We start from the raw sequence: 13,081 nt of genomic DNA, 5'->3' as shown, positions 1-13,081 counted from the left end.
GTCAGTCATGACCGCTCGGGAGACACATGAGCATTCTGGATTTTCCACGCATACATTTCCGCGGCTGGGCGCGGGTCAACGCGCCCACCGCCAACCGCGATCCGCACGGCCAGATCGACATGGCCCGCAACGCGGTTTCGATCAATGGCGAGCCGTTCGACCTGGCTCGCCATCCGACCGAGTTCCACCGCCACCTGCAATCGCTGCAACCGCGTTTCGGCCTGGACGGCCGGCCTGATCCGGAGGGGCCGTTCGGCCTGGCGGAAGGCTACAATGCGGCCGGCAACAACCATTTCTCCTGGGAGAACGTCACCGTCAGCCACGTGCAGCTGGACGGCGGCGAACCGGACCATGGCGACGGCCTGGTCGGCGCCAGGCTCGCGCTGTGGGGCCACTACAACGACTACTTGCGCACCACCTTCAACCGCGCGCGCTGGGTGGATAACGATCCCACCCGCCGCGACGCGGTGCAGATCTACGCCGGCCAGTTCACCATCAGCCCGGCCGGCGCCGGGCCGGGCACGCCCTGGCTGTTCACCGCCGACATCGACGACAGCCACGGCGCGCGCTGGACGCGCGGCGGCCACGTGGCCGAGCGCGGCGGCCATTTCCTGGATGAGGAGTTCGGAACGGCGCGGCTGTTCCAGTTTTCCGTGCCCAAGAGTCATCCGCATTTCCTGTTCCATCCCAAGCAGTTTGATTCCGAGGCCTGGCGCAGGCTGCAGCTGGCGCTGGAGGACGACGATGTGCTCGGCCTGACGGTGCAGTATGTTCTGTTCAATATGTCGACGCCGCCGCAGCCCAATTCGCCGGTGTTCCACGACATGGTCGGCGTGGTCGGCCTGTGGCGGCGCGGCGAGCTGGCCAGCTATCCGGCCGGCCGGCTGCTGAGGCCGCGCCAGCCCGGGTTGGGCGATGCGACGCTGCGCGTTCAGGGCGGCCGCGCGGCGCTGAATCTGGCCTGCGCGATCCCGTTTTCCACCCGCGCGGCGCTGCCGTCCGCGCCGGACAGGCTCACGCCGGATCTGGGCGGCAAGCTGCCGCTGGGCGACCTGCTGCTGCGCGACGAGGACGGCGCGCTGTTGGCGCGGGTGCCGCAGGCGCTGTATCAGGATTACTGGGCTCACCACGGCATCGTCGACCTGCCGCTGCTGCGCGAGCCCAAGGGCTCGCTGACGCTGTCCAGCGAACTGGCAGAGTGGCGCGAGCAGGACTGGGTCACCCAGTCCGACGCCGCCAATCTTTATCTGGAGGCGCCGGACCGCCGCCATGGCCGTTTCTTTCCGGCAAACATCGCGCTGCGCAGCTATTTCCGCGGCGAGGCCCGCGAGCGGGCGACCATTCCCTACCGGATTGAAGGCATCGGGCTGGCCGGGGTGGAGGCGCGCCAGGACGGCATCGTCGCCGAGTGGCGGCTGACCGGTCTGCGGCCCGGCCCGGTCCGGATCGCGCTCGGCGACGGCGAAGAGGCGATCCAGCTGCGGGTGCTGCCGGACGACTGGGAGCTGGACGACGCGACGGTGGACGAGGTCGATTACGCCTTCCTGTACCGACACGTGATGGCCTACTACGAGCTGATCTACCCGTTCATGTCGGACAAGGTGTTCAGCCTGGCCGACCGCTGCAAGTGCGAGACCTACGCCAGGCTGATGTGGCAGATGTGCGATCCGCAGAACCGCGGCAAGAGCTATTACATGCCGAGCACCCGCGAGCTGTCGGCGCCCAAGGCCAGGCTGTTCCTCAAGTATCTGGCCCACGTCGAGGGCGAGGCCAGGCTGCAGGCGCCGCCGCCGGCCGGGCCGGCGCGCATCGGGAGCAAGGCGGAGCTGGCGGCCGAACTGCGCAAGGCGGTGGATCTGGAGCTGTCGGTGATGCTGCAGTATTTGTACGCCGCCTATTCCATTCCCAATTACGCCCAGGGTCAGCAGCGCGTGGCAGACGGCGCGTGGACGCCGGAGCAGCTGCAGCTGGCTTGCGGAAGCGGAGACCGACGCCGCGACGGCGGCATCCGCGCCGCGCTGCTGGAGATCGCCCACGAAGAGATGATCCACTACCTGGTGGTGAACAATTTGCTGATGGCGCTGGGCGAACCATTCTATGCCGGCGTGCCGCTGATGGGCGAGGCGGCGCGGCAGGCGTTCGGCCTGGACACCGAGTTCGCGCTGGAGCCGTTCTCGGAGTCGGCGCTGGCGCGCTTCGTCCGGCTGGAGTGGCCGCATTTCATCCCGGCGCCGGGCAAGTCCATCGCCGATTTCTACGCCGCGATCCGCCAGGCCTTCCTCGATCTGCCCGACTTGTTCGACGGCGAGGCCGGCAAGCGCGGCGGTGAGCACCACCTGTTCCTCAACGAGCTGACCAACCGCGCGAATCCCGGCTACCAGCTGGAAGTGTTCGACCGCGACAGCGCGCTGTTCGGCATCGCCTTCGTCACCGACCAGGGCGAGGGCGGCGCGCTGGACTCGCCGCATTACGAGCATTCCCATTTCCAGCGGCTGCGCGAGCTGGCCGCCCGGATCATGGCGCAGCCCGCGCCGTTCGAACCGGCGCTGCCGGCGCTGCGCAATCCGGTGCTGGACGAGGAGCCGGGCTGCCAGCGCGTCGAAGACGAGCGGGCGCGGGCGCTGATGGCGCTGTACCAGGGCGTGTACGAGCTGATGTTCGCGATGATGGCGCAGCATTTCGCGGTGAAGCCGCTGGGCAGCCTCAGGCGCTCGCGGCTGATGAACGCGGCGATCGACCTGATGACCGGCCTGCTCCGGCCGCTGTCCTGCGCGCTGATGAATCTGCCATCGGGCATCGCCGGCCGCACCGCCGGACCTCCGTTGCCGGGGCCGGTGGACACCCGCAGCTACGACGACTACGCGCTGGGCTGCCGGATGCTGGCGCGGCGCTGCGAGCGGCTGCAGGAGAGCGCGTCGGCGCTGGCGCCGGGCTGGCTGCCCGACGCGCAATTGGAGCTGCTGGATTTCTACCGCCGGCAGATGCTGGACTTGGCTTGTGGAAAGCTTTCTAGAGAGGCCTGAAATGAAAAAAGCAATCATAGTCGGAGGCGGGCTCGCCGGCGGTTTGACCGCCATCTACCTGGCGAAGCGCGGCTACGAGGTCCACGTGGTGGAAAAGCGCGGCGATCCGTTGCAGGACCTGTCGTCCTACGTGGACGTGGTCAGCTCGCGGGCGATAGGCGTCAGCATGACGGTGCGCGGCATCAAGTCGGTGTTGGCCGCCGGCATCCCGCGCGCGGAGCTGGAGGCCTGCGGCGAGCCCATCGTGGCGATGGCGTTCTCGGTCGGCGGCCAGCATCGGATGCGGCCGCTGAAGCCGCTGGAGGATTTCCGTCCGCTGTCGCTCAACCGCGCGGCGTTCCAGAAGCTGCTGAACAAATACGCCAATCTGGCCGGCGTCCGCTATTACTTCGAGCACAAGTGTCTGGATGTGGATCTGGACGGCAAGTCGGTGCTGATCCAGGGCCCGGACGGCCAGCCGCAGCGGCTGCAGGGCGATATGATCATCGGCGCCGACGGCGCGCACTCCGCGGTGCGGCAGGCGATGCAGAGCGGCCTGCGCCGCTTCGAGTTCCAGCAAACCTTTTTCCGCCACGGCTACAAGACGCTGGTGCTGCCGGACGCCGGGGCGCTGGGCTATCGCAAGGACACGCTGTACTTTTTCGGCATGGATTCCGGCGGCCAGTTCGCCGGCCGCGCCGCCACCATACCGGACGGCAGCGTCAGCATCGCCATTTGCCTGCCCTACAGCGGCAGCCCCAGTCTGACCACCACCGACGAATCGGTGATGCGCGCCTTCTTCGACCGTTACTTCGGCGGCCTGCCGCAGGACGCGCGCGAAGAGATGCTGCGCCAGTTCCTGGCCAAACCCAGCAATGATCTGATCAATGTCCGCTCCAGCACTTTCCATTACAAGGGCAATGTGCTGCTGCTGGGCGACGCCGCCCATGCCACCGCGCCCTTCCTCGGCCAGGGCATGAATATGGCGCTGGAAGACGCTCGAGCCTTCGTCGAGCTGCTGGACCGCCATCAGGGGGATCAGGACAAGGCCTTTCCCGAGTTCACCAAGCTGCGCAAGGTGCAGGCGGACGCGATGCAGGACATGGCGCGCGCCAACTACGACGTGCTCAGCTGCTCCAACCCCGTCTTCTTCATGCGGGCCCGCTACACCCGCTACATGCATAGCAAGTTTCCCGGCCTTTACCCGCCGGATATGGCGGAGAAGCTGTATTTCACGTCGGAACCGTACGACAGGCTGCAGCAGATCCAGAGAAAGCAGAACGTTTGGTACAAGATAGGAAGGGTCAACTGATGAAGATTCTGGTTATCGGCGCGGGTCCGGCCGGCCTGGTATTCGCCAGCCAACTGAAACAGGCGCGTCCGCAGTGGACGATAGATATAGTCGAGAAGAACGACCAGCAGGACGTGCTGGGCTGGGGCGTGGTGCTGCCCGGCAGGCCCGGTCAGCATCCGGCCAATCCTTTGTCCTACCTGGACGCGCCGGAAAAGCTGAATCCGCAGTTCCTGGAGGATTTCAAGCTGGTGCACCACAATGAGCCCAGCCTGATGAGTACCGGCGTGCTGCTGTGCGGCGTGGAGCGCCGCGGCCTGGTGCACGCCTTGCGCGACAAGTGCCGTTCGCAGGGCATCTCCATCCGTTTCGAATCGCCGCTGCTGGAGCACGGCGAGCTGCCGCTGGCTGATTATGATCTGGTGGTGCTGGCCAACGGCGTCAACCATAAGACCTCCCACTTCACCGAGGCGCTGGCGCCGCAGGTGGACTATGGCCGCAACAAGTACATCTGGTACGGTACCAGCCAATTGTTCGACCAGATGAACCTGGTGTTCCGCACCCACGGCAAGGACATCTTCATCGCCCACGCCTACAAGTATTCGGACACGATGAGCACCTTCGTCGTCGAGTGCAGCGAGGAAACCTACGCCCGCGCCCGCCTGGGCGAGATGTCCGACGAAGCGTCGGCCGAATACGTGGCCAAGGTGTTCCAGTCCGAGCTGGACGGCCACGGGCTGGTGAATCAGCCCGGCCTAGGCTGGCGCAACTTCATGACGCTGAGCCACGAGCGCTGCCACGACGGCAAGCTGGTGCTGCTGGGCGACGCGCTGCAGTCCGGCCACTTCTCCATCGGCCACGGCACCACGATGGCGGTGGTGGTCGCCCAGCTGCTGGTGAAGGCGCTGTGTTCCGAAGACGGCGTGCCGGCGGCGCTGAAGAGCTTCGAGGAGCGCGCGCTGCCGCTGGTCCAGCTGTTTCGCGGCCACGCCGACAACAGCCGGGTCTGGTTCGAGACGGTGGAGGAGCGCATGCACCTGACCAGCGCCGAGTTCGTGCAGAGCTTCGACGCCCGCCGCAAGTCGCTGCCGCCGATGCCGGAAGCGCTGGCGCAGAACCTGCGCTACGCGCTGCAACGCTGAGGAGGCCGCATGGAAAACCGGGAACCGCCGCTGCTGCCGGCGCGCTGGAGCAGCGCCTACGTGTCGTACTGGAGTCCGATGCTGCCGGATGACCAGCTGACATCCGGCTACTGCTGGTTCGACTATGAGCGCGACGTCTGTCGCATCGACGGCCTGTTCAATCCCTGGTCGGAGCGCGACACCGGCTACCGTCTGTGGATGTCCGAGGTCGGCAATGCCGCCAGCGGCCGCACCTGGAAGCAGAAGGTGGCCTACGGCCGCGAGCGGACCGCCGCGGGCGAGCAGCTGTGCGAGCGTCCGCTGGACGACGAGACCGGCCCGTTCGCCGAGCTGTTCCTGCCGCGCGATGTGTTGCGCCGGCTGGGCGCCCGCTTCATCGGCCGCCGCGAGGTGCTGGGCCGCGAGGCCGACGGCTGGCGCTACGAGCGCCCGGGCAAGGGGCCGTCCACGCTGTATCTCGACGCCGCCAGCGGCGAGCCGCTGAGGATGGTGACCGGGGACGAGGCGTCGCGCACGTCGCTGCGCGATTTCCCCAATGTCAGCCAGACCGAAATTCCCGACGCCGTCTTCGCCGCCAACCGCTAGCGTTCGGATCGGGCAGAAAAACGGGGCTGCTTTCGAGCAGCCCCGTTGTCGTTGCCGGACGCGGATCAGGCGGGAGCGGCCAGCGCCGCGGGCGCGAAGGCGCGGCGCTGCCAGAACGGCTGCTCCGGCCAGCGGTTTTCCTGCCGGTAATGCCGCCGCCGCTCCGCCAGGTAGCGGCGGAAACAGTCGTCGGCGCGCTTGGCGTAGGCGCGAGCGGGCGCCAGGTCGCCGTCCAGCATCGCGGCGATGGCCGGCGCGGCGGCCAGCGCGTCGCCGAGCGCGCAGGCGATGCCGGACGAAGCCAGCGGGTCCAGCCCCATCAGCGCGTCCCCGACGCAGATCCAGCCGGGGCCGGCGGCGCGGGAGACGCAGCCGCTGTGCGCGGCGAAGGCGTGCACGGCGTCTATCCGCGGCGGCGGCGGCAGCCTCTCCGACAACAGCCGGGTGGCGCGCCAGGCGGCCAGGAAGTCGGCGGGATGCTCCAGCCCCTGCGACCGGGCCAGGTCCTGGTCCGTCATCAACGTCGCCAACGCGCGGCCGTCGGGCAGCGCCGCGGCATACCACCAGCCGTAAGGCGCGGATTCCACCAGCGAGTAGCCGCTCAGCTCCCCGCGGCAGTCCACGCGGCACGCCAGCGCCTGCAGCCGGTCCAGCCTGCACCTGGGAATGCCCAGCCGGGCGGCCAGCGGCGAGCGCCGGCCGCCGGCGTCCACCACCACCCGCGCCTCCACTTCGCCCAGGCCGCGCACCCGCAGCCGCCAGCCGCCATCGCCCGGCTCGATGGCGTCGACACCGGATTCGCCCAGCACCGCCACGCCGCGCGCCATCGCCTCCTGCCGCAGCGCGCGGTCGAAGCCGGCTCGGTCCAGGTGCCAGCCGTGGCCGTGGCCCCGATACAGGAAGTGGTCCAGCCGCGGCGTCTCGCTTCCCCACAGCGAGAGGTTGCCGTGGTAGCCCGGCTGGCCGTCCAGCGCATGGCCGGCGCCCAGGCGCGACAGCAGGCCGGCGACGTCCGGCGTCGCCGATTCGCCGATGCGGAAGGGCTGGGCCAGCGGACGATCCAGCAGCAGCGCCTCCACGCCCAGCGCATGCAGCGCCAGCGCGAGGGCGCTGCCGGCCGGGCCCGCGCCGGCTATCGCCACCGGGTAGCGGCTAACGTTCATTGCGCCGTTCCGGCAGCGGCGGGCGGGCGGGGTCGAACGGCCGGGGCAGTTCGCGCTCCACCTCGACGAAGCGGCGCTCGCCATCCACCTGCTTTTCCATCACGAAACCCAGGCCGGCCCAGTACTTGACCATGTCGATGTCGTCGGCGAACTGGATGAAGTCGCCGGCCAGCTGGTCGTAGTCGGTGCCCAGCCATGGCACCTGCTTGCCGGTTTCCTGGTCGGGCGGCGGCGGGGGCGAGGCGGCCGCCAGCGTCCGCGGCTGCGGTTGCGGCTCCAGGTAGACGAATTCCGGCCGCTGGGCCGGCCACCACCACAGCCGCCTGCCGTCCAGCGGCTGCGACGAGCATTCGTTGAAGTCGGCCTGCCAGGGGATGGCCATGTAGCGGGTGACGTCGCCGGGCTCCATGCCGCGCTTCAGGTCGAAGTCCAGGCTCAGCGGGCCTTCGGGCACGAAGTGGTTGCGGATGCGGAAGGGCTGGCGGTAGATGGCCGGGTTGCGCGAGATCCAGGTCATCTCGATGCCGGGCGAGAACGGCCCACCGACGCAGTTGTCCAGCGCCGCCCGGGTCAGGCTTTCGGCCGCGTCGCCGTCTTCCGGGTGGTTGACGAACCAGCCGGCCACCCACTGCTGCAGCATGAAGTACTGGGTGTCGGTGAGGCGCATGTACTTGCTGGTGGCGGTGCTGAGCACCAGGCAGTTGTCGCCGGCGAGATACGGCATCATCGTCGCGCCGCTGGCGGTGAGGATGTCGTTTTCCTGGTAGGGCGGGCGGATGAAGTCCAGGATGTACTGGCGGAAGCCCTGGTATTCCGGCGCGCCCAGGCCATCCGTTCCGGTCGCGCCCAGTTTTTCGAAATCGAAATGGTGCGGTTTGGGCGGAATGGCGGCAACCCACGGCATATAGGTCGCGCGCTCCAGCAGGGGGCGGATTTCGGTGTGGAAGTTGGGTTTGAAGCCGTCCGCGCCGGACTTCCAGAAGCCGTTTTCATAGAGGGCCGGATAATGGCCGCTGCGCACCAGTGCGTCGAAGATGGTGTCGTACAGCGTGATCAGGTTGGGGACTTCCGGCGCGTACTTGGGAGGAGCCACCAGCACGTGGGCCGGCAGCGCCTCGATCCGGCTGCCGTCGGAGAACTCGATCACCGCGCTGACCGGTCCGTCCGAGGTGTCGTCCCACCAGCCGTCGTTGTTGGCGTAGTCGGTGATGGTCGCGTCCGGATCGGCGGAGCCGGAGACGCCGTAGCCGCCCAGCACCAGCAGCCGGCCGTCCTGGTCGGTGCGCAGCTCGCCCAGGGTGTCGATCGAGTCCCGCATCGGATAGAGCGGGCTGGGCGGGAAATGCGCGCCCTCGTAGCCGTCCGGCACGGTGTTCTTGCTGAACTGCTCGCCTTGCTGGCTGCGGCCCGATATCTGGCGCGGGCCGGCGTCGATCAGCAGCGTGTGGCGGTCTGCGGCTTGCGGGTTGCGCAGCGGGTGGTTGGGCGCGTAGCCGTCTTCGCCCTCGGCCGGCACGAAGGTGTACCAGCTGGGTTTCTTGTTGGCCAGGTGCGCGGTCCAGCGTATCGCGTGGACGCCGTCGGTGTTCAGCGTCACCTCCTCGCTGACGCCGTTTTCCACCTTGTACACCTTGAAGCGCGCGGCCTGGCGGCACAGCCGGCCTTCGGCGTCGCGAAAGTCCTGTTGGGTGAACGGCTTGCCGTCCGGCATGAGGGGTAGGCCGCAGTAGCGGTCCGGCTCGATGTAGAACTTCTCCGGCGCGTCGCCGACGCGGGCGATGCCGATGGCGGGGTAGATCCGGTATTCGATCATGATGGCTCCCGATTCATGCTTGTGCGGTCTGATGGGCGGCCGCCAGGCGGCTGACGTTGTCGCGCACGCTCTCCAGCGCGTCCACCATCTCGCCGCGCTCCGCCGGGTCGTCTATCTGTTGCCTGGCCACCTGGACGGCGGCGGGCAGCCGCGCCGCCAGATCGGCCAGCCTGCTGCCGGGCTGGTACAGATAGGTGGGCGCTCCGTTGGGGCCGACGTCGCTGTCGGTATCCTTGTGCAGCGGCGTCTGCATCAGTTTGCGGGCCAGGTTGGGCAGCGCCTGGTGCATCAGCGGCAGGCCCTGGGTGAAGAAACTGTCCTTGGACTGGCCGGCGATGAAGCTGCGCTCCATCGAGTCCAGCATCAGGCTGTAGGCGATGTCGAACAGCTCGGCCAGCTGAATGGCCATCGGATTGGTGAAGTCGCCGCGCTTGGGGTTGGACACGATGGGGTAGGTGGGCGGAAAGCCGGCCTTGTCCAGCGACACGGTGCGGAATTTCTTGAAGTGCGACATCTCGTACGGCGAGCCGATGATGGGGCCGTAGGTGCCGTCTGTGCGTTCGCCGTAGGTGTTGTAGGTGGCCCACGGTTCGATCGGAATCATCGACTGCGATTCCGGCACGCTGCCTTCGCCCTGCTGCACGATCTGCTGGACGCCCAGCCGGGCGCTGGCGAGGTCGGTGATCCGCACCGGCTTGCCGCCGAACTTGCCCAGGTAGATGTCCAGCCGCTGACAGGCGTCGGCGTTCGGCTGGAACAGCGCCGCCTGGTCCGGATAGGCCGTCAGGCCGTCCAGCAGCGCGTCGTACAGCTGGGCGATGTAGCTGTAGTTGTCGCCGCGCGGCGGCGCGTGCGGCGGCGCCGGAGTTTCGATGGCGGTGAAGGTGTCGTTGAACACCTCCACCGACGCGCGGCACAGGCCGATGAACGGCGTGGTGCTGGTATTGGCGTGGGGCAGATAACAGGGATAGACCGGCGCGGCGCTGCCGGTCAGCCGGGGCCGTCCGCCGATGCCCACCAGCAGATTGGCGGCCTGGTTGATGTGGAACATCTCCTCCATCATCACGCTGCGCAGCAGCTGGTAGGCCTCGCAGTTGGGATCGCTGATCGAATACAGCGCGGTCAGATACGGCGGGATGGTGGTCATTTCCACCTGGATCGCCAGCTGGGCCGCGTCTTGCAGCGGCTTGCGGGCATCCGCCAGGTCTCCGGCGGCGCGCTGGCCGTAGATGCGGTCGAACAGCATGCCGAAGGGTTTGCTCGAATCGATGCTCATGTTTCCTCCGCGAATCGTCGGGTAGGCAAACGGCGCGGCGCGCTCAGCGCTTGATCAGCGTGGCTACCGACACGTGCGGCCAGATCACTTCGTCGAACACCAGCAGCACGGTCTGGGTGTATTGCAACTGGAGGAACTGGCTGCCGTCCGGGCGCTGCAGGGTTTCGATCCAGAAGATGGAGTTCATCTCGGTGGCGTCGGCGTTCTGGACGATGAAGGGAATGTTGGCGATGCCGCCGGAATCCTGGGTGCTGACCGGCAGATTGGTGGTGCTCACCACCTTGAGTTCCAGCTGTTGCTGCTGGTACTTCAGCACGTCCACCAGCGCCTGGTTGGGATTCGACATATCGAAGCCGGGAGGGAACTTGCCGTTCAGGTAGGGATCGGTATAACCAAGAGGCAGCGGTTTGCCGTCCACCCGGGTGGGCAGCGGGCTGACCGGCTCGATGTTGGGCGCACGCGCCTCGCTGGACGCCTGGCCCTGGGCCAGCAGCGAATCGCCGTGGGGGATGGTGGCCTGGCGCGCGATGGTGGGCGGATCTTGAGGCGCGGTGGTAGCCGGCACGTTCAGCCAGATGCCTGGTTCGATGTGTATGCCTTCGCCAGTGTCGGCGTCGCTGACTTGCTGCAGGTAGGTCAAGCCGTAGAGGAAAATGTCGTTCTGTTTGGAGCCGCGGTTCGGCACCGGCCCGCCTATCGGGCTGAAACTGATGGTTTCGATGGTCGCGTTGACGATCAGGCGGAAGATTCCGCCGTTCTGGCGGTTCGGCACGGCGATCATATTGTAGCCATGGCCGGTCCAGTGGCCGGACAGCTCGCTCAGTGGGCCGAGTTTGCCCAGGCTTTGCGATAACGGGGCCGAGGCGCGTTGGAATTGGCTGAGGTTCATGGTTGGCTCTCCCAAGACATTGTCGAGATGACGTGTGCTGCCTGGTGTGTTACCGACCCGATACCGCGATGTTGTCGTCCGCCTTTGTCGACGGATGATGCCGGATTCGTAAGACTACTTAACCATGATTCTTATATGGAATATCCGGCATGTGCTGGTTATAGCCGGGGCCGGCGCCATGTCAAGCGTGGCGCGGCTTGCGGCGATTTTCCCCCGCGGGTTGATTACTCGCGCTGGGCGCGCTGGTTGTGAATAAAATGATCAAAAACAGTCATTTGGGACAGTTTGAATCGCGTGGGAGCCGGGTGGTTACGGCATAAGATGAAAGTCCGGCCCATCGATTTGCGCCTTTCGGATCGCGTCGGTCCGGGGTGGATTCCGGAGTTTTCGCGCGGAATGGTTTCATCCGCGCCCGCTATCGCAGGAGGCCGTAATGGAAGCCAGGCGTATCAATCAATACCGCGCGCCGCAACTGGTGCCTTTCAGCGCCAGGCTCGACGAGGATGGGCAGACCGTGGTGCTGGCGGCCGATTCCAACGAGTACAAGCTCGCCTTCAAGGGCGTGGAAGGCGGACGGGTGCTGGACAGCGTGCTGTCCATGGCCAATCCGGGCGCGGAAATCTGGTTCGACATCCATTCCGGCTCGGCCCAGCCCTGGCAGCTGTCCCTGGCGCGCCAGCTGGATGAGCTGTCGCTGATCCGGGACGCGCCGGCCGGCCGCTCCGCGCTGGAGATGCGCCGTCTGGAGCAGGAGTCGCTGATCGGCCGCTGCATCGAGCGGCTAAGGTCCGATTCCGGCGACCGCGGCGGGCAGCGCGTCGCCACCGCGCGGGTGATGCTGCATTTGCTGGACGAGCCGCCTCCCGCTCCCGGCGCTTTTTTCATCGACGATGTCGCCGCGCCGGAGTGGGGCGACAATTTCGCGCTGCAGACCTTCTATCTGCAGAAACTCTATCTGGAAGACAACTTGCCGCAACTGGTTCCACTGTGGCGGAGGGTGCTGACGGGCTTCATCGAGGCATCCGGCGGCGCGGTCCTGGGCAGCGGGACGGGGCGGGTGGCCAGGCCGGACGTGCTGGGCTTCTATTGCCCGGTGCAGGAAGAATCGTACTTGCTGTGCCTGGTGGATCTGGTGCTGCAGGCGCCTTGCGCGGGAGCCCGCCGGCGCCTGCACGGCTGGACGTCGCCGGCGGCGGCGGACAGCGGCGTCAACTTCATGCGCCGTGCCCGCCAGTGTTTGCAGTCCGGGATCGAGGCGCTGGGTGAGAGCCGCTTCGCGCGGCAGGTGGACGCGGAAGCCACGGAGGCCGGTTCGCTGGTCCAGGGCTTGTTCATCGAGCAATACCATGTCTCCAGGCGCTTCGCCGAGATCATCGCGCCGTTGATGACCCGGCGCATGCGGCTGCCGATGAAGCAGCATGTCCATCGTTACTTCCAGGAAGAACTGGCGCGCGAGGTATATGGGCGATCGGTATGCGAGGCGCTGGGCGTGCCGTCGGCCTGGCTGGACCAGGCTTTGCCGCTGCCGCTGTTCCAGGCCTATGTCGATGCCTTCACCGTGTTGGGGCGCTACGATCCCATCGGTTATCTGGCCGCGTTGATGGCTTTCGAGTGCGGGCTGGGCATGAAGGGATTGGCGGACATGGGGCAGGACGGCGTGGAGGAGGCGCGCGCCGCTTACCGCCCGCTTCCGCGGCGGGACGAAGCTTGCCTGGAGAGCGGATGCGCGGCTTTGCCGCAGCTGTTCTTCCGCGAGATATCATTGCTGGGAGCCGCCGCTCAGCGGCGCGCGCTGGGTAGCCTGGCCTATATGATGGAGCTGGAGCACCGGGCGATGGACCAGGTCGCCGATTTCTACCGCATTCAGGAGACGCTGGACATGTGCTCGCTGGATGGTTTCTACGGTGGCGGGTGAGGAGC

9 protein-coding genes are annotated in these 13,081 nt (G+C 67.1%); 5 read left to right on the top strand and 4 right to left on the bottom strand.

Annotation, left to right across the window (positions count from 1 at the left end; translation table 11 throughout):
- The first annotated feature begins 26 nt into the window (after positions 1-26).
- From vioB to vioE, 4 genes are read left to right on the top strand one after another with little or no spacing between them, the layout of a single operon-like run.
- Complete coding sequence (vioB, locus tag BKX93_RS07110; protein WP_070979336.1) at positions 27-3,023, top strand: iminophenyl-pyruvate dimer synthase VioB; 2,997 nt, start codon at positions 27-29, stop codon at positions 3,021-3,023.
- 1 nt (position 3,024) lies between these two features.
- The gene (gene vioC, locus BKX93_RS07105; RefSeq protein ID WP_070979334.1) at positions 3,025-4,314 is read left to right on the top strand and encodes an NADP-dependent violacein biosynthesis oxygenase VioC; all 1,290 of its coding nucleotides are present in this window, start codon (positions 3,025-3,027) and stop codon (positions 4,312-4,314) included.
- A complete protein-coding gene (gene vioD, locus BKX93_RS07100) occupies positions 4,314-5,435 on the top strand; it encodes a flavin-dependent violacein biosynthesis monooxygenase VioD (protein ID WP_070979332.1) in 1,122 nt (373 codons plus the stop codon). The genes vioC and vioD overlap by 1 nt, the downstream gene beginning before the upstream one ends.
- A 9-nt stretch (positions 5,436-5,444) precedes the next feature.
- Positions 5,445-6,020: a violacein biosynthesis enzyme VioE gene (gene vioE / locus BKX93_RS07095; protein ID WP_070979331.1), complete on the top strand. Its 576-nt coding sequence runs from the start codon at positions 5,445-5,447 to the stop codon at positions 6,018-6,020.
- 65 nt (positions 6,021-6,085) lie between these two features.
- Here the strand turns inward: vioE and BKX93_RS07090 are convergent, their stop codons facing one another.
- From BKX93_RS07090 to BKX93_RS07075, 4 genes are read right to left on the bottom strand one after another with little or no spacing between them, the layout of a single operon-like run.
- On the bottom strand, positions 6,086-7,183 hold the full coding sequence (locus tag BKX93_RS07090) for a tryptophan 7-halogenase (protein WP_070979329.1): 1,098 nt from the start codon (positions 7,181-7,183) through the stop codon (positions 6,086-6,088).
- On the bottom strand, positions 7,173-8,996 hold the full coding sequence (locus tag BKX93_RS07085; protein WP_046166302.1) for a LodA/GoxA family CTQ-dependent oxidase: 1,824 nt from the start codon (positions 8,994-8,996) through the stop codon (positions 7,173-7,175). The genes BKX93_RS07090 and BKX93_RS07085 overlap by 11 nt, the downstream gene beginning before the upstream one ends.
- 13 nt (positions 8,997-9,009) lie before the next feature.
- Positions 9,010-10,272 (bottom strand): ferritin-like domain-containing protein, encoded by a 1,263-nt coding sequence (locus BKX93_RS07080; RefSeq protein ID WP_070979327.1) that lies wholly within the window; start codon positions 10,270-10,272, stop codon positions 9,010-9,012.
- 43 nt (positions 10,273-10,315) lie between these two features.
- Positions 10,316-11,161 (bottom strand): heme-binding protein, encoded by an 846-nt coding sequence (locus BKX93_RS07075; protein WP_070979325.1) that lies wholly within the window; start codon positions 11,159-11,161, stop codon positions 10,316-10,318.
- A gap of 433 nt (positions 11,162-11,594) precedes the next feature.
- Between BKX93_RS07075 and BKX93_RS07070 the strand changes: the two genes are divergently transcribed.
- Entirely contained in the window at positions 11,595-13,076 is a 1,482-nt protein-coding gene (locus BKX93_RS07070; RefSeq protein ID WP_070979324.1) for a hypothetical protein, read from the top strand.
- The last annotated feature ends 5 nt before the right edge of the window (positions 13,077-13,081 follow it).

The organism is Chromobacterium vaccinii (genome assembly GCF_001855275.1).
GTDB classification, from domain to species: Bacteria; Pseudomonadota; Gammaproteobacteria; order Burkholderiales; family Chromobacteriaceae; genus Chromobacterium; species Chromobacterium vaccinii.
This window is presented reverse-complemented; position numbering and strand designations above follow the sequence as displayed.